The organism is Pseudomonas sp. PDM26, from assembly GCF_019219185.1.
GTDB lineage: Bacteria > Pseudomonadota > Gammaproteobacteria > Pseudomonadales > Pseudomonadaceae > Aquipseudomonas.
Genome location: NZ_JAHUWC010000004.1, coordinates 389,703 through 405,902 on the forward strand (window position 1 = coordinate 389,703; position 16,200 = coordinate 405,902).

Here is a 16,200-nt window from a genome sequence, read left to right on the forward strand (position 1 = left end):
CCAAATCCTGCAATCAAATTCTGTCTGACTAACCTGGCCCGCTGAATTTACGACTGCTGCGCAGCCGAACGGGGGCAAGCCCCCTCGCCACAAAATCGCCTCGCCACAGGTTATTTGTGTACCGAGGATGAAGTACCCTGTGCGCCAAATTGACAGGTACTCCCATGCTCTTCCTGATCGCCTACATCAGCAGCGTCGTGCTGATCAACTACGCCTTTTCCACCGCTCCGCACCTGGACATCATCTGGTCGGCCTGGGGCGGTCTGGTATTTATCCTGCGCGACATGGTGCAAGCCCGGTTCGGGCATGGCGCTCTCGCGGCGATGCTGGTGGCGCTGGTGCTGTCCTACGTCACCTCCGATCCATCCATCGCCCTGGCCAGCGCCACGGCCTTCGCGGTTTCCGAGTGCATCGACTGGCTGGTGTTCAGCATCACCAGGCGCCCGCTGCATGATCGCCTGTGGATAAGTTCGGCCCTGAGCATTCCCCTCGATACCTTTATCTTTTTCGGCATGATCGACGCCCTGACGCCGGGGGTGATCCTCACCGCCCTGGGTTCGAAGTTCGCCGGGGTCACCGCCGTGTGGCTGATCATGGCCTGGCGCCTGCGCAAACAGTCTGTCGTCAGCTGAAGTTCATGTAAAATGCCGCGCTTTCTCCCCATGGGAAGCGCGCATGGCGACGCGTCCCTCGATGATCCGCTCCTTGAGGACCTTCAGATGACCCGTATCGGAACCCCATTGTCGCCCACCGCGACCCGCGTATTGATGTGTGGCTGTGGCGAGTTGGGCAAGGAAGTGGTGATCGAGCTGCAACGCCTGGGCGTTGAAGTGATTGCCGTGGACCGCTACGCCAATGCGCCGGCCATGCAGGTGGCGCACCGCAGCCACGTGATCAACATGCTCGATGGTGCGGCCTTGCGCGCCGTGATCGAAGCCGAGAAGCCGCACTTCATCGTGCCGGAAATCGAAGCCATCGCCACCGCTACCCTGGTGGAACTGGAGGCCGAAGGTTTCAACGTGATCCCGACTGCCCGCGCCGCGCAATTGACCATGAACCGCGAAGGCATCCGTCGCCTGGCCGCTGAAGAGTTGGACCTGCCAACCTCGCCGTACCATTTCGCCGACACCTTCGAGGATTACAGCAAGGCCGTCGAAGACCTCGGTTTCCCATGTGTGGTCAAGCCGGTCATGAGTTCCTCGGGCAAGGGCCAGAGCCTGTTGCGCAGCGTCGATGACGTGCAGAAAGCCTGGGACTACGCCCAGGAAGGTGGCCGTGCCGGTAAAGGTCGGGTGATCATCGAAGGCTTCATCGATTTCGACTACGAAATCACCCTGCTGACCGTGCGCCACGTCGGCGGCACCACCTTCTGCGCGCCGGTCGGCCACCGTCAGGAGAAGGGCGACTATCAGGAATCCTGGCAGCCGCAAGCCATGAGCCCGATTGCCCTGGCCGAGTCCGAGCGTGTCGCCAAAGCGGTAACCGAAGCCTTGGGTGGCCGTGGTCTGTTCGGTGTCGAACTGTTCATCAAGGGCGATCAGGTATGGTTCAGCGAAGTCTCGCCGCGCCCGCACGACACCGGCCTGGTAACCCTGATCTCCCAGGACCTGTCGCAGTTCGCCCTGCACGCGCGGGCCATTCTCGGTCTGCCGATCCCGTTGATCCGTCAGTTCGGGCCTTCGGCCTCGGCGGTGATCCTGGTGGAAGGACAGTCGACCCAGACTGCATTCGCCAACCTGGGCGCCGCCTTGAGCGAGCCGGATACCGCGCTGCGCCTGTTCGGCAAGCCTGAAGTCAACGGCCAGCGCCGCATGGGCGTGGCCCTGGCGCGCGACGAATCGATCGAAGCCGCCCGCGCCAAGGCGACCCGTGCTGCGCAGGCGGTTGTCGTAGAGCTGTAAAAACAGCTATGGCGGGCCTATACCTTCTATAGGCATCGCGCCATTGCTTTACCTGTAGGAGCGAGCCTGCTCGCAATGGACTCAAGAACACCGCGGGGAACCCAGACTCCCCGCGTTATCGTTAACGACCATCGCGAGCAGGCTCGCTCCTACAGGTCATTTATCAATGCTTCAGGCCTGTACCCATGAATTCGCAAAGCATCATCGTCCCGAAAATCTCCACCCTGCCGGTACACGAGCCCCGGGCCCGGGCGGTCGTGCGCTGGCTGGTACGCAAGAACATCGTCCAGGAAGAACTGACCACTTGCGGCCGCACCGGCAATCGCATGGGGCATGCCATCGCTGAAGGTGCGCGCGCCGTGGTCCTGCACCCGCAGGCCCTGCCGTTCGGCGAAGCGGTCAATGGTCTGGAGATCGTCACCAAGCGCTGCATCTATACGCCGGCCAAAGGTTTTCTTGGCGAAGCGGGCTGTGCCGAGTGCCGCAAGGAAGTCGGCGAAGCCCTGTTCGAAAGCCTGGAAGACTGGATGCCGGGGCGCACTGATAACTTCACCTGCCCCGAATGCGGGCATGAAGACGACATCAACGGGTTTCTGTTCCTGCAGGAATGCGGCTTCTCCAACCTCGGTTTCATCTTCAACAACTGGGCCGAAGCCGGGTTCAAGCAGAGCTTTCTCGACGAATTCGCCGATTGGCTGGATCAACCGGTCAGCTGGGTCAAGGTCGAGCTCTGATGACCTTGTAGGAGCGAGCCTGCTCGCGATGGACGTGAACGATAACGCGTGTTGTCTGGATACAAACGTCGCCTTCAGGTTCATCGCGAGCAGGCTCGCTCCTACAGGTTATTTGGCGCTAGATACCCCGTTGATCACTACATCGATAATAGACAGAGTTTTACATTGAACCCGAGGGGGTCTCTGACTATAATGTCGCGCTTCCATTTTCCCGCTCGGGAGCCCCCGCGATGCTGCGTATCAGCCAAGAAGCTCTGACATTCGACGACATTCTCCTAGTGCCCGGTTATTCCGAGGTGCTTCCTAACGAAGTCAGTCTCAAGACCCGCCTTACCCGTGGCATCGAGCTGAATATTCCACTGGTTTCCGCCGCCATGGACACCGTCACTGAAGCCCGTCTGGCAATCGCCATGGCTCAGGAAGGTGGTATCGGCATCATCCACAAGAACATGACCATCGAGCAGCAAGCTGCCGAAGTGCGCAAGGTCAAGCGTTACGAAGCCGGTGTGGTCAAAGATCCGATCACCATCGTCGCCGACGCCACCGTGCGCGAGTTGTTCGAACTGACCCGCATGCACAACATCTCCGGCGTTCCGGTGCTGCACAATGGCGACCTGGTCGGCATTGTCACCTCCCGTGACGTGCGTTTCGAGAACCGTCTGGAAGCCACTGTCCGTGAAGTGATGACGCCTAAAGAGCGTCTGGTCACGGTCAAGGAAGGCGCCGACAAGAACGACGTGCGTGAGCTGCTGCACAAGCACCGCATCGAACGCGTGCTGATCGTCGACGACAAATTTGCCCTCAAGGGCATGATGACCGTCAACGACATCGAAAAAGCCAAGGCTTACCCGCTGGCCAGCAAGGACGATCAAGGTCGTCTGCGTGTTGGCGCTGCAGTCGGCACCGGTAAAGACACCGGCGATCGCGTTGCCGCGCTGGTCGCTGCCGGCGTTGACGTGGTGGTGGTCGACACTGCCCACGGTCACTCCAAAGGCGTGATCGACCGCGTTCGCTGGGTCAAGCAGAACTTCCCTGAAGTGCAGGTCATCGGCGGCAACATCGCCACCGGCGCTGCCGCCAAGGCCCTGGCTGAAGCTGGCGCTGACGCAGTCAAGGTCGGTATCGGCCCTGGCTCGATCTGCACCACCCGTATCGTCGCCGGTGTCGGCGTGCCGCAAATCAGTGCCATCGCCAACGTTGCCGCAGCCCTCGAAGGCACTGGCGTGCCGTTGATCGCCGACGGCGGCATCCGTTTCTCCGGTGACCTGTCCAAGGCCATCGTGGCCGGTGCTTCCTGCGTGATGATGGGCTCGATGTTCGCCGGTACCGAAGAGGCTCCGGGCGAGATCGAACTGTTCCAGGGCCGTTCGTACAAGGCTTATCGCGGCATGGGTTCGCTGGGCGCCATGTCCCAGGCCCAGGGTTCCTCCGACCGTTACTTCCAGGACTCCTCGGCAGGCGCCGAGAAGCTGGTTCCGGAAGGCATCGAAGGCCGTGTTCCTTACAAGGGCACCCTGAGCGCGATCATCCACCAGTTGATGGGCGGTCTGCGCTCCTCGATGGGCTACACCGGCAGTGCCGACATCGAAGAAATGCGCACCAAGCCTGAGTTCGTGCGGATCACCGGCGCTGGCATGGCCGAGTCCCATGTTCACGACGTGCAGATCACCAAGGAAGCGCCAAACTACCGCGTAGGTTGAGCCTTCAAGCAACAAGCTAAGCAACCGGGGCTGTTTTATTCAGCCCCGAGTTGTTTCTGAATCACGACTGTTTCCGAATTTTTTAGACGAGACTGAATCATGGCCCTCGACATTCACGCTCACCGCATCCTGATCCTCGACTTCGGTTCCCAGTACACCCAACTGATCGCCCGCCGCGTGCGTGAAATCGGCGTTTACTGCGAACTGCATCCGTTCGACATGGACGATGAAGCGATTCGCGAATTCGCTCCTAAAGGCGTCATCCTCGCCGGCGGCCCGGAGTCGGTTCACGAAGCCAACAGCCCTCGCTGCCCGCAAGCCGTCTTCGACCTGGGCGTACCGGTCTTCGGTATCTGCTACGGCATGCAGACCATGGCCGAGCAACTGGGTGGCAAGGTTGAAGGTTCCGAGCTGCGTGAGTTCGGCTATGCCCGCGTAGACGTGGTCGGCAAGAGCCGCCTGCTCGACGGCATCGAAGACCACATCGACGCCGACGGCCTGTTCGGCCTCGACGTATGGATGAGCCACGGTGACAAGGTCACCCGCATGCCGGAAGACTTCCACATCCTGGCCAGCACCCCGAGCTGCCCGATCGCCGGCATGTTCAGCGACGAGCGTCGCTACTACGGCGTGCAGTTCCACCCGGAAGTGACCCACACCAAGCAGGGCGGTCGTATCCTGTCGCGCTTCATCCTCGACATCTGCGAGTGTGAAGCCCTGTGGACTCCGTCGAAAATCGCTGAAGACGCCATCGCCCAGGTTCGCGCACAGGTCGGTACCGACAACGTCCTGCTCGGCCTGTCTGGCGGCGTGGACTCGTCCGTGGTTGCCGCGCTGCTGCACAAGGCCATCGGCGACCAGCTGACCTGCGTGTTCGTCGACAACGGCCTGCTGCGCCTGCACGAAGGCGAGCAAGTGATGGCCATGTTCGCCGAGAACATGGGCGTCAAGGTGATCCGCGCCAACGCCGAAGAGCAGTTCCTGGGCAACCTGGCCGGCGAAGCCGACCCGGAGAAGAAACGCAAGATCATCGGCCGTACCTTCATCGACGTGTTCGATGCCGAATCCTGCAAGCTGGACAACATCAAGTACCTGGCCCAGGGCACCATCTACCCGGACGTGATCGAGTCGGCTGGCGCGAAAAGCGGCAAGGCCCACGTGATCAAGTCGCACCACAACGTGGGCGGCCTGCCGGAAGAAATGAACCTCAAGCTGGTTGAACCGCTGCGCGAGCTGTTCAAGGACGAAGTCCGTCGTCTGGGCCTGGAACTGGGCCTGCCGTACGACATGGTCTACCGTCACCCGTTCCCGGGCCCGGGCCTGGGCGTGCGGATCCTCGGTGAAGTGAAGAAGGAATACGCCGACCTGCTGCGTCGTGCCGACCATATCTTCATCGAAGAGCTGCGCAAGGCCGACTGGTACCACAAGGTCAGCCAGGCATTCGTGGTGTTCCAGCCGGTGAAATCGGTAGGCGTGGTTGGCGATGGCCGTCGTTACGCCTGGGTCGTGGCCCTGCGTGCCGTGGAAACCATCGACTTCATGACTGCGCGTTGGGCACACCTGCCTTACGAACTGCTGGAAACCGTCAGCGGCCGCATCATCAATGAAATCGAAGGCATCTCCCGCGTCACTTATGACGTGTCGAGCAAGCCGCCAGCGACCATTGAGTGGGAATGATCCCGCACTAGAGTCATCGTTGCGAAAAGCCCCTGAACCGGTCTCGGTCAGGGGTTTTTTTGTGCTTCACCGCTTTTGAAGCGTCTGTTTCTGTTACGTATAAAGTGAGCGACATGGCCAGCAGAAGTTTTACTTCGACAGGTGGTAAAGTATTCGCTCGCTGTCGGGAGGATAGAACATGAAGCTTGAAGAACGCATGCGGATGGCCATCCAACGCACGTCGGGTAATGTGATCCTGCGCGCAGATGTTGCATCGCTAGGTGGTCACTCTCAAGTTTCCGTCGCTCTCGATGAGCTGCAGAAAAAGGGCGTAATCGTTCGGATGGGCATTGGTGTTTATGCTAAAGCGTTCAGAACTCCTGACACCGGACTCATTACGCCTGTCGAGGATCTTGAAACACTGGCGGTCGAAGCATTTAGACGGTTAGGCATGAGCGCTTCAGTGCAAACGACGCCTTCAGAACAGCGCCGTTCGGTCGCCCGCAAGGACGCGAAAATATGCGTGCAGGGCAATCGCCGTATCCGCCGCAAATTGTCGTTGGGCGGAAGGTCGGTGGTTTACATCAATGAACGAGCGCCCTCCCGGAAAGCGAAAAATACAGTAAGGCGTCATCCTGAAACCGGTGACTTGATCATTCCGACTGTTGGCCTCAAACGGTACGTGCTGGATCTGGCCGAGCTCAGCAAGGTTTCCTACATCAAAACATATGCCGATGAATGGGCGGAGAATGTCTCGAGATTGGCTGGGGATGATGTTCGTACCGACTCAATTGAGCAGTTGGTCATTGCGTTGAAAAAAGAGAAAAAGGTCACCGGCACAGAAGCGGTTCATCTACTCACCAACTATTTGAGAGAAAGAAAGAGTGTTTGACCCATTCAAGGATTTCGACGCGAAGGGATATCTCAGAAATGTTGTGGGTGAAAAAGACCTCAACATTGTCAAACACCTTGAGCACGACTTGTTTACCGCGAACCTGTCTGATGCCATGGCTTACTTGATCAAGAAGAGAACGATCACTTACGTTGATTTTTTACACGTTCACAAACTTCTGTTTGGGGATCTTTATCCTTGGGCTGGCAAGGACAGACTGAGCACTTCTCCCGATTTGGCCATTTCCAAGGCAGGGACATACTTCTGTCCTCCATTTGAGGCAAAAAGGGCTGTAGAAGAGGGACTTCGTCTCGGCCAGAACAAGGTTTTGCTCAGAAAGTCTCCCGGCGTAGTGATGGGTTTTTTTGCCTATGGTCATCCGTTCCTGGATGGAAATGGCCGAACAATGCTCGTGGTTCACTCGGTGTTGTGTGATCGAGCAGGGTTTTCAATCAACTGGAGCAGGACGACAAAGTCCGCTTACCTGTCGGCGTTAAGTGGCGAGATCAAGACGCCCGACAAGGGAATCCTGGATGATTACTTGAAAGACTTTATCGAGCCGCCTCTGGATCCGGGCGAATGGGAAGCCGCCATTCAGTCAGTTAAGGGGCTTGATGGACTCGTTTCGGTGGACACTATTGAAGGAACCTTCGATGACCCGGCCATTTCGCAGAAGTATCAGGAGTTCGATAAGCGCAGGGGTTACAAGATCGATTGATTTTTAGCTGCCAGTGTCAGGCAGCTAGCACATCCCATCCTATTCGCTCGTGCAAGTTAAACGCACGCGACCGCCTTCATTTCCCCTTATCAGGCTGTAGCGCATCTCAGCGCCGGGCCACATCCGAAAAGTAGAATTTATCCAGCGTATGCCGCGACTCGGTGTACTCGAACTGCCGGCCATCCTGCAAAAACGTCTGGTTGCTGACCACGATCACATGGCTCTGGCCGTCGAGGTCCAGGTGTTGCTGGTCGTCCTTGCTGCGGGGCACCGCTTCGATGGTGCGCTGGGCGTAGGCGATTTGCAGTTGCAGGGTCTGCTCGATGAAGGCGTAGATCGAGTGCTCGGCGATGTCGCGGGACAGGCCGGGAATCACGTCGCTGACGAAATGGTTGATGTCGAGGATCACCCGTTTGCCGTCGATTCGCCGCACGCGCTTGATCCGCGTGATCAGGCTGCCTTCTTCAGCCTTGATGTGTTCGAGCAGTGGGCCTTCGAGGGGAATCTGGGTGAATTCGACCACCTCGGTGCTGACGTCGTTGCCCAGTCGCGGGTAGGTTTCCTGGAAGCTGACGATACCGCCGAGCTGAAATTCGATCGGGTTGGTCGACAGCACGAAGGTGCCTTTGCCATGGACTTTCTGCGCAAAACCGCGCTCCTGCAATTGCTCGATGGCCTTGCGCACGGTGCCGCGACTGGCTTGATAGCTGTCCATCAGTTCGGTTTCGGAAGGCAATCGGGCGCCGCGTTCCAGACGTTCGGTCGTGATGCTGGCAAGCAGATCGCTGTAGATCTGGTTGTATTTACTCATGGGGAAGGCTCTATGCCGCACTGTGCTCAAGGTTTCGAACCTTAAGGGCAGGGTAGGAGTTTGTCTATGCGGCTTTGGGTTTCTTTGACTTCGGAGGTAGGAAATATCGCTGCCTGCCGGGTTCAGGATAAACAAAATCAAACTCGTCTGTACGAGCTGTTGCAATAACTCGTACAGACGAGTACTTTTCGCTTCGGCGTGCTGCCAATAACAAAAAACTACAGTGGAAGAACAAGCATGAGCCACGACTATCCGAATATCGTCACTGAGCTGCTGCACAGCCTCGGTGGCAGCGACAACCTCGAGCAGGCCGCGCATTGCGTCACACGGCTGCGCCTGGCCCTCAAGGACCCGAGCCTGGTCAACAGCGCCACGCTGAACCAGATCGATCTGGTCAAAGGCTCGTTCTTTACCGGCGGCCTGTTCCAGGTGGTCATCGGCCCCGGCGAAGTGGAAAAGGTCTACGCCGAGCTGCGCCGGCAAACCGGTCTCGCCGCCTCGACCATCGCCGACGTTAAACAAAAAAGCGCCGACAAGATCCACCCGATGCAGCGATTGGTGCGGGTGTTTTCCGATGTGTTCATGCCGATCCTCCCGGCGCTGATCATTGCCGGCCTGCTGATGGGCATCAACAACCTGATCGGCGCCAAGGGCATGTTCATCGAGGGCAAGACCCTGCTCGATGCCTACCCCAAGCTAGACGGGCTCTGGAGTCTGATCAACCTGATGGCCAACACCTCGTTCGTGTTTCTCCCGGCGCTGGTGGGCTGGTCGGCGGCCAAGCGCTTTGGCGGCAGCGAAATCCTCGGCATTGTGCTCGGCCTGATGCTGGTGCACCCGGATCTGCTCAATGCCTGGAACTACGGCAAAGCAGTGGCGGGGCTGGAGGGGCAGAGCCTGCCGTACTTCGACATCCTCGGTATGTTTCAGATCGAGAAAGTCGGTTATCAGGGACAAATCCTGCCGATCCTGCTGGCGGCCTACGTGATGAGCGTGATCGAAAAGTGGCTGCGGGCGCGAGTGCCTAACGCGGTGCAATTGCTGGTGGTGCCGATCACTACCATCGTCGTCACCGGTGTGTTGGCGCTGGCGGTGATTGGCCCGGTAACCCGTCATCTGGGGATTCTCATCACCGAAGGCGTGGTCACCCTGTTCGACCTGGCGCCCATGGTCGGCGGCGCGATTTTCGGGCTGCTCTACGCACCGCTGGTGATCACCGGCATGCACCACATGTTTCTCGCGGTCGACCTGCAACTGATCTCCACCCAGGGCGGCACGTTCATCTGGCCGATGATCGTCATGTCCAACCTCGCCCAGGGCAGCGCGGCACTGGCGGTGTTTTACATGACCCGCAGTGTGCGGGACAAAAGCATGGCCTCGACTTCGGCGATTTCTGCCTACTTCGGCATCACCGAACCGGCCATGTTCGGGGTCAACCTGCGCTACAAGTTTCCGTTCTATGCGGCCCTGATCGGTTCGGCGCTGGGCAGCATTTTCCTGTCGCTGAACAAGGTCCAGGCCTCGGCGATCGGCGTCGGCGGATTGCCCGGTTTCATCTCGATCATTCCGCAGTTCATTCCGATGTTTGTGATCGGGATGGTGATTGCCATGGTCGTGCCGTTTGTTCTGACCTGCGGGTTGAGCATGAGGATTGTCCGGCCCGGGTATCGGGTCGCCTGACAGATCGCCACAAAAATATGGCCAGTACAAAACTTACTGAAGGAATCCCGCGATGCAAGACTGGCAACGTTCGGTGATCTACCAGATCTACCCGAAGAGTTTTCACAGCCACGCCGGCAAACCCACGGGGGATTTGCTCGGCGTCGTGGCCAAGCTCGATTACCTGCACTGGCTGGGTGTCGATTGCCTGTGGATCACGCCGTTCCTGCGTTCGCCCCAGCGCGACAACGGTTACGACATCAGCGATTACTACGCCATCGACCCGAGCTACGGGACCATGGCCGACTGCGAGTTGCTGATCGCCGAGGCCGGTAAGCGCGGGATCAAATTGATGCTCGACATCGTGGTCAATCACACCTCGATCGAACACACCTGGTTCCAGCAGGCCCGCAGCAGCCTCGATAACCCTTACCGCGACTTCTACATCTGGCGCGACCAGCCGAACAACTGGGAATCCAAGTTCGGCGGTTCGGCCTGGGAGTTCGAGGCCCAGACCGGTCAATACTACCTGCACTTGTTCGACCACACGCAGGCCGACCTGAACTGGGACAACCCCCAGGTGCGTGCCGAAGTCTTCAAGATGATGCGTTTCTGGCGCGACAAAGGCGTGGGTGGTTTCCGTCTGGACGTGATCAACCTGATTTCCAAACCGGCGGATTTCCCCGAGGACAACACCGACGGTCGACGCTTCTACACCGACGGCCCGAACGCCCACGAATACTTGCAGCAGATGCACCGTGAAGTGTTCGAAGGCCATGACCTGATCAACGTCGGCGAGATGTCATCCACCAGTCTGGAACACTGCATTCGCTATTCGCGGCCAGAGTCGAAAGAGCTCTCGATGACCTTCAACTTTCATCACTTGAAGGTTGATTACCCGAACCTGCAAAAGTGGATTCGCGCCGATTTCGACTTCCTCGCACTCAAGCGCATCCTCTCCGACTGGCAAACCGGCATGCAGGCCGGCGGCGGCTGGAACGCACTGTTCTGGTGTAACCACGATCAGCCACGGGTGGTCTCGCGTTTTGGTCATGACGGTGAGCATCGGGTGGTGTCGGCGAAGATGCTCGGTACGGCGCTGCATTTCCTGCAGGGCACGCCGTTTGTGTATCAAGGTGAAGAACTGGGCATGACCAATCCGGGGTTCGATCACATCGATCAGTACCGCGATGTCGAAACCCTGAACATTTACCGGCTCAAGCGCGAGGCAGGTAGCAGCGATGCCGACAACATGGCGGCGATCATGCAGAAGTCCCGGGACAACGGTCGCACGCCCATGCACTGGAACGCCGAGCCGAACGCCGGTTTCAGCGCTGCCGAACCATGGATCGGGGTGCCGGCCAACGCGGCGCAGATCAACGTCGCGCATCAACTCGATGATCCGGACTCGGTGCTGCATCACTACCGTCAGCTGATCGCCCTGCGCCGCAGTGAAAGGCTGATGTCCGACGGTGTGTATCGGCAGTTGTTGCCTGAGCACACGCAAATCTGGGCGTACGTGCGTGAAGGCCATGGCGAGCGTTTGCTGGTGCTGAACAACTTCTATGGCACGCCGTGCGAAGTCGAACTGCCAGCTGACGTGATCAACCCGGCGATAGCGCAACGGCTGGTGATCAGTAACTACCGGGACTGTCCGCTGCGCAATCAGCAGGTGTTTTTACGGCCATTCGAGTCGTTCGTGCTGCACCTGACTAACCACTAAGAAAACACCGTTTCAAAAAACACGCAGAACGCTGCGCGGGGGATTTTTGCGCGCCGATTTTTGCTGCATCACACAATAAAAACAATGAGGTGCTTCTTGAAAACAACAATAAATCGCAGCCTTGTGGCAGCGGGCGTGTGCCTGGTATTACCACTGTCGGCCCAGGCGCTGGAGTTCTCCGGTTACTTGCGCAGCGGCGTCGGGACCTCGGTTAACAGCGGTGAGCAGCAGTGTTTCCAGTTACAGGGAGCGCAGTCCAAATACCGCTTGGGTAATGAATGTGAGCAGTACGCTGAACTTGAACTGCGCCAGGATCTATACACCCTGACCGATGGTTCGGTGCTCAGCGTCGACGGCATGGCATCGCTGTATAACCAGTACGACAAGGACCTGACGTTCAACGGTGACAACGGCTCGGTGCGCATGCCCCAGATGTACGCGCAATGGTCGAACATGCCCAGCCTCAACGGCGGTTCGCTGTGGGCCGGTCGGCGTTACTACAAACGCAACGATATCCACATTTCCGACTTCTACTACTGGAACCAGAGCGCCACGGGTGGTGGTATCGAGGATGTGAAGATCGGCGACCTGAAATACAGTTACGCCTTTTCGCGCAAGGACAACCTGTACCAGAAGGATTATGTCACCCGGCAGGATTTCAACGTTGCAGGTTTTCAGACCAACCCCGGCGGTGAGCTGGAGTTTGGCCTCAGTTACATCGAAAAACCTGGCCGCAGCGATGCGCACGCAGGTTGGGCAATCACCGCCCAGCATGTGCAGAAAGACTTCCTCGGCGGTAAGAACAAACTGGCGCTGCAATATGGCGAAGGGCCTGGCACCGGGTTGGGTTACACCGGCGATGTGGGCCTGGACGACAGCAACAAGAGCTACCGGCTGGTGGAATTCTTCGACTGGCAAGTGACACCGCGTTTTGGTGGTCAGGTCGAAGCGGTCTATCAGAAGGATATCCGCCCGGACGGTAACGGCCAGAACTGGATTTCCCTGGGTGTTCGCCCGGCTTACGCAATCACCGACCAATTCAAGTTGGTGACTGAGCTGGGACACGATCAGGTCAAGGCCCCAGGAGGTACGCGCAAGTTGAGTAAATTCTCCTTTGTCCCAACCTGGTCGCCAAAAGGCCCGGGGTTCTGGGAACGTCCCGAGGTGCGTTTGTACTACACCTATGCCAGCTGGAACGAGGCGGCCAAACGGGCGGCCAACGAGCTGGCGGCGGGTTCGGCGTTGTCCGACACCGGTTCCTTCGGCGCGGCGCGACACGGTGCGAACGTCGGATTGCAGGTCGAGTATTGGTGGAAATAAACGCCGCATGACCCCGGTACCGCAATATCCCAGCGTCTTTTATAAAGAACAAAACAGCAGGTGACGTCATGGCCACACCCCAACAATTGCAACTGCTGGCACCTTTGTCCGGCGTGCTGATGCCGCTGGACCAGGTGCCCGATCAGGTGTTTTCCAGCCGCGTGATCGGTGACGGTCTATGCATCGATCCGACCTCGCAAACCTTGTGCGCACCACTGGCAGGAGTGATCAGCAATGTGCAGGCCAGTGGGCATGCGGTCAGCATCACTGACGACAATGGCGTGCAGGTATTGATGCACATCGGCCTCGACACCGTGAACCTGGCCGGCAAGGGTTTCACCCGGTTGGTGGAAGAATGTCAGCGGGTGGTGGTGGGGCAGGCGCTGATCGAGTTCGATGCCGATTACATTGCCTTGAACGCCCGCAGTTTGTTGACCTTGATGCTGGTGGTCAGCGGTGAGCCGTTCACCTGGCTGGCGCCCGAAACGGGTGTGGTGGAAAGTGGCCAGCCGTTGCTGAGTCTGAATCCATCCGAAGTGGCGGCCGATGAGCGGATTGCGCAGGAGGGCGAAGCACTGTTCTCCAAACCGGTGACGCTGCCCAATGCCAACGGCTTGCACGCTCGCCCTGCGGCAGTGTTTGCCCAAGCGGCGAGAGGCTTTTCGGCGAGCATTTGCCTGCATAAACAGCAGGCTAGCGCGAACGCCAAATCCCTGGTGGCGATCATGGCTTTGCAGACTGCCCATGGTGATGTCCTGCAGGTCAGCGCGGCTGGCGCGGATGCCGAAGTGGCGATCAAGACGCTGGCCGAGTTGCTGGCTGCCGGTTGCGGAGAAACCGTGACGGTGGTGCCAGAGGCCGAGACAGTTGTGGTCGAGACCTCATCGCTGAAAGTGCTGCGCGGCGTCTGCGCCTCGCCGGGGTCGGCGTTTGGCCAAGTGGTGCAAATTGCGCAGCAGACACTTGAGGTGAGCGAGTTCGGCGAGAGTCCGCAGGCAGAGCGCGAGCACCTGTCCCAGGCGTTGGCGGCGGCGGTTATGGCACTGCAGCAGTTGCGTGACAACGCCACGGGTGACGCCCAGGCGGACATCTTCAAGGCGCATCAGGAACTGCTCGAAGACCCAGGCCTGCTGGATCAGGCCCTGGCACTGATCAACGCCGGCAACAGCGCCGGTTTCGCCTGGCGTGCGGCCACCGAGTCGACGGCAGCCTTGTTCAAAAGCCTGGGCAATACCTTGCTGGCCGAACGGGCTGCAGACCTGGCCGATGTCGGTCAACGGGTGCTCAAGTTGATTCTCGGTGTAGAAGAACGTGCGATGGAGTTGCCGGACGGGGCGATTCTGATTGCCGAGCAACTGACGCCCTCCCAAACGGCTGGTCTGGACACGCGCAAGGTGCTGGGGTTCGCCACGGTCGGCGGTGGAGCTACCAGCCATGTGGCGATTCTCGCGCGGGCCTTCGGCTTGCCGGCGATCTGCGGCTTGCCGGTTCAGGTGTTGGCACTGGCCAACGGCACCCGGGTGTTGCTCGATGCCGACAAGGGCGAGTTGCAGCTGGATCCTGATCTGGCCGTTATCGAGCAGTTGCAAACCCGTCGTCAGCAGCAAAAGAAACGCCAGCAATACGAGCTTGAAAATGCAGGACTGGCCGCCTGTACCCGTGATGGGCATCACGTTGAAATCACCGCCAATATCGCTTCGCTGGCCGAAGCCGAACAGGCGATGGCGCTGGGTGGCGAGGGCGTCGGTCTGTTGCGTTCGGAGTTTCTTTATCTGGACCGCAATCACGCGCCAAGCCATGACGAGCAAGCGTCCACCTACAGCGCCATCGCCCGCACCCTGGGGCCAGCGCGCAATCTGGTGGTGCGCACTCTGGATGTCGGCGGTGACAAACCGTTGGCCTACGTGCCGATGGAGCGCGAAACCAACCCGTTTTTGGGCATGCGCGGGATTCGTTTGTGCCTGGAGCGTCCGCAACTGTTGCGCGATCAGTTCAAGGCGATTTTGAGCAGCGCCGGGCTGGCTCGCCTGCACATCATGCTGCCGATGGTCGCGCAGCTGTCGGAGTTGCGGCTGGCCCGTCAGTTGCTTGAAGAACAGGCGCTGGCATTGGGGCTTACGGAGCTGCCGAAACTGGGAATCATGATCGAAGTACCGGCGGCGGCGCTGATGGCTGATCTGTTTGCGCCCGAGGTGGATTTCTTCTCCATCGGCACCAACGACCTGACCCAATACACTCTGGCCATGGACCGAGATCACCCACGCCTGGCCAGTCAGGCCGACAGTTTTCATCCGTCGGTGCTGCGCTTGATTGCCAGCACCGTGAAAGCCGCTCATGCCCATGGCAAATGGGTCGGTGTGTGCGGCGCCATGGCTTCGGAAAAACTGGCGGTGCCGCTGTTGCTGGGGCTTGGGGTGGATGAGCTTTCGGTGAGTGTGCCGTTGATTCCGGCGATCAAAGCGGCGGTTCGCGAAGTGGACCTGCTGGATTGCCAGGCCATCGCCCAGCAGGTGCTGGGGCTGGAAAGTGCCGAGCGGGTACGCGAGGCATTGCGGCAGCACCACGAAGCAACGGTCGATACTTCACTGGTTCTGGAGAACTGAACATGTTCGAGAAAATGCAGCGGGCGTTCTGGAAAGCGTTGACGCCGGACCTGGTGGTGGATGAGCCGAAAGTGGTGGCTCAGCCTGTTTGCGGTTTGGCCCCGAGTGTCGTGGCCGCGCTGGGCGGTGTGGATAACCTCAAGTCGCAACAACCGGTGGCGCTGACCCGGGTGCGGGTGGAGTTGCGGGATGTGGTGCAAGTGGATCGGCAGGCGCTAACGGCTGCGGGGGTGCCGGGAGTGATGCTGCTGGACGGTGGAGTTGTTCATCTGATCACCGGCCTTCAGGCGTAACCGTAATTCTGTGGCGAGGGGGCTTGCCCCCGTTGGGTTGCGAAGCAGCCCCAAAGCCTGAGAATGAGGTCTGTCAGGTAGACCGCGTTAGATGGTTTTACGACTGCTTCGCAGCCGAGCGGGGGCAAGCCCCCTCGCCACAGGGCATCGCCAGCCATGATTTGACTGCGTCCATCCGCCACGCTGCCCT

General features: G+C 59.2%; 13 protein-coding genes. 12 read left to right on the plus strand and 1 reads right to left on the minus strand.

Features of this window, described 5'->3' with window-relative positions; all coding sequences use genetic code 11:
* Positions 1 to 164: 164 nt before the first annotated feature.
* The 7 genes from KW849_RS11260 to KW849_RS11290 all read left to right on the plus strand — a co-directional run bounded on the left by KW849_RS11260 (position 165) and on the right by KW849_RS11290 (position 7,601).
* Positions 165 to 632, plus strand: a complete 468-nt coding sequence (locus KW849_RS11260; RefSeq protein WP_218429476.1) for a VUT family protein — start codon at positions 165 to 167, stop codon at positions 630 to 632.
* 87 nt (positions 633 to 719) lie between these two features.
* Positions 720 to 1,901 (plus strand): formate-dependent phosphoribosylglycinamide formyltransferase, encoded by a 1,182-nt coding sequence (purT, locus tag KW849_RS11265; RefSeq protein WP_218429477.1) that lies wholly within the window; start codon positions 720 to 722, stop codon positions 1,899 to 1,901.
* A gap of 185 nt (positions 1,902 to 2,086) precedes the next feature.
* Positions 2,087 to 2,635, plus strand: a complete 549-nt coding sequence (locus tag KW849_RS11270) for a sugar ABC transporter ATPase (RefSeq protein WP_218429478.1) — start codon at positions 2,087 to 2,089, stop codon at positions 2,633 to 2,635.
* A gap of 230 nt (positions 2,636 to 2,865) precedes the next feature.
* A complete protein-coding gene (gene guaB / locus KW849_RS11275) occupies positions 2,866 to 4,335 on the plus strand; it encodes an IMP dehydrogenase (RefSeq protein WP_008053208.1) in 1,470 nt (489 codons plus the stop codon).
* A 99-nt stretch (positions 4,336 to 4,434) separates the two neighbouring features.
* On the plus strand, positions 4,435 to 6,012 hold the full coding sequence (guaA, locus tag KW849_RS11280; RefSeq protein WP_108216549.1) for a glutamine-hydrolyzing GMP synthase: 1,578 nt from the start codon (positions 4,435 to 4,437) through the stop codon (positions 6,010 to 6,012).
* Positions 6,013 to 6,190: 178 nt separating this feature from the next.
* On the plus strand, positions 6,191 to 6,883 hold the full coding sequence (locus tag KW849_RS11285) for a hypothetical protein (protein WP_218429479.1): 693 nt from the start codon (positions 6,191 to 6,193) through the stop codon (positions 6,881 to 6,883).
* Positions 6,876 to 7,601 carry a Fic family protein gene (locus KW849_RS11290; RefSeq protein ID WP_218429480.1) on the plus strand — a complete coding sequence of 242 codons (726 nt, stop codon included), beginning with the start codon at positions 6,876 to 6,878 and terminating at the stop codon, positions 7,599 to 7,601. The genes KW849_RS11285 and KW849_RS11290 overlap by 8 nt, the downstream gene beginning before the upstream one ends.
* 106 nt (positions 7,602 to 7,707) lie before the next feature.
* Here the strand turns inward: KW849_RS11290 and treR are convergent, their stop codons facing one another.
* On the minus strand, positions 7,708 to 8,412 hold the full coding sequence (gene treR, locus KW849_RS11295) for a trehalose operon repressor (protein WP_019647781.1): 705 nt from the start codon (positions 8,410 to 8,412) through the stop codon (positions 7,708 to 7,710).
* 237 nt (positions 8,413 to 8,649) lie between these two features.
* Here treR and treP point away from each other — a divergent pair, with 237 nt between their 5' ends.
* The 5 genes from treP (at position 8,650) to KW849_RS11320 (ending at position 16,010) form a co-directional block, all read left to right on the plus strand.
* The gene (treP, locus tag KW849_RS11300; RefSeq protein WP_115947796.1) at positions 8,650 to 10,092 is read left to right on the plus strand and encodes a PTS system trehalose-specific EIIBC component; all 1,443 of its coding nucleotides are present in this window, start codon (positions 8,650 to 8,652) and stop codon (positions 10,090 to 10,092) included.
* Between the two features lie 52 nt (positions 10,093 to 10,144).
* On the plus strand, positions 10,145 to 11,794 hold the full coding sequence (gene treC / locus KW849_RS11305) for an alpha,alpha-phosphotrehalase (protein ID WP_218429481.1): 1,650 nt from the start codon (positions 10,145 to 10,147) through the stop codon (positions 11,792 to 11,794).
* 96 nt (positions 11,795 to 11,890) lie between these two features.
* The gene (locus tag KW849_RS11310; RefSeq protein WP_218429482.1) at positions 11,891 to 13,114 is read left to right on the plus strand and encodes a carbohydrate porin; all 1,224 of its coding nucleotides are present in this window, start codon (positions 11,891 to 11,893) and stop codon (positions 13,112 to 13,114) included.
* Between the two features lie 68 nt (positions 13,115 to 13,182).
* Positions 13,183 to 15,717, plus strand: coding sequence for a phosphoenolpyruvate--protein phosphotransferase (ptsP, locus tag KW849_RS11315; protein ID WP_218429483.1), 2,535 nt, complete (start codon positions 13,183 to 13,185; stop codon positions 15,715 to 15,717).
* Between the two features lie 2 nt (positions 15,718 to 15,719).
* Positions 15,720 to 16,010: a PTS transporter subunit EIIB gene (locus KW849_RS11320; RefSeq protein WP_218429484.1), complete on the plus strand. Its 291-nt coding sequence runs from the start codon at positions 15,720 to 15,722 to the stop codon at positions 16,008 to 16,010.
* Positions 16,011 to 16,200: the final 190 nt, after the last annotated feature.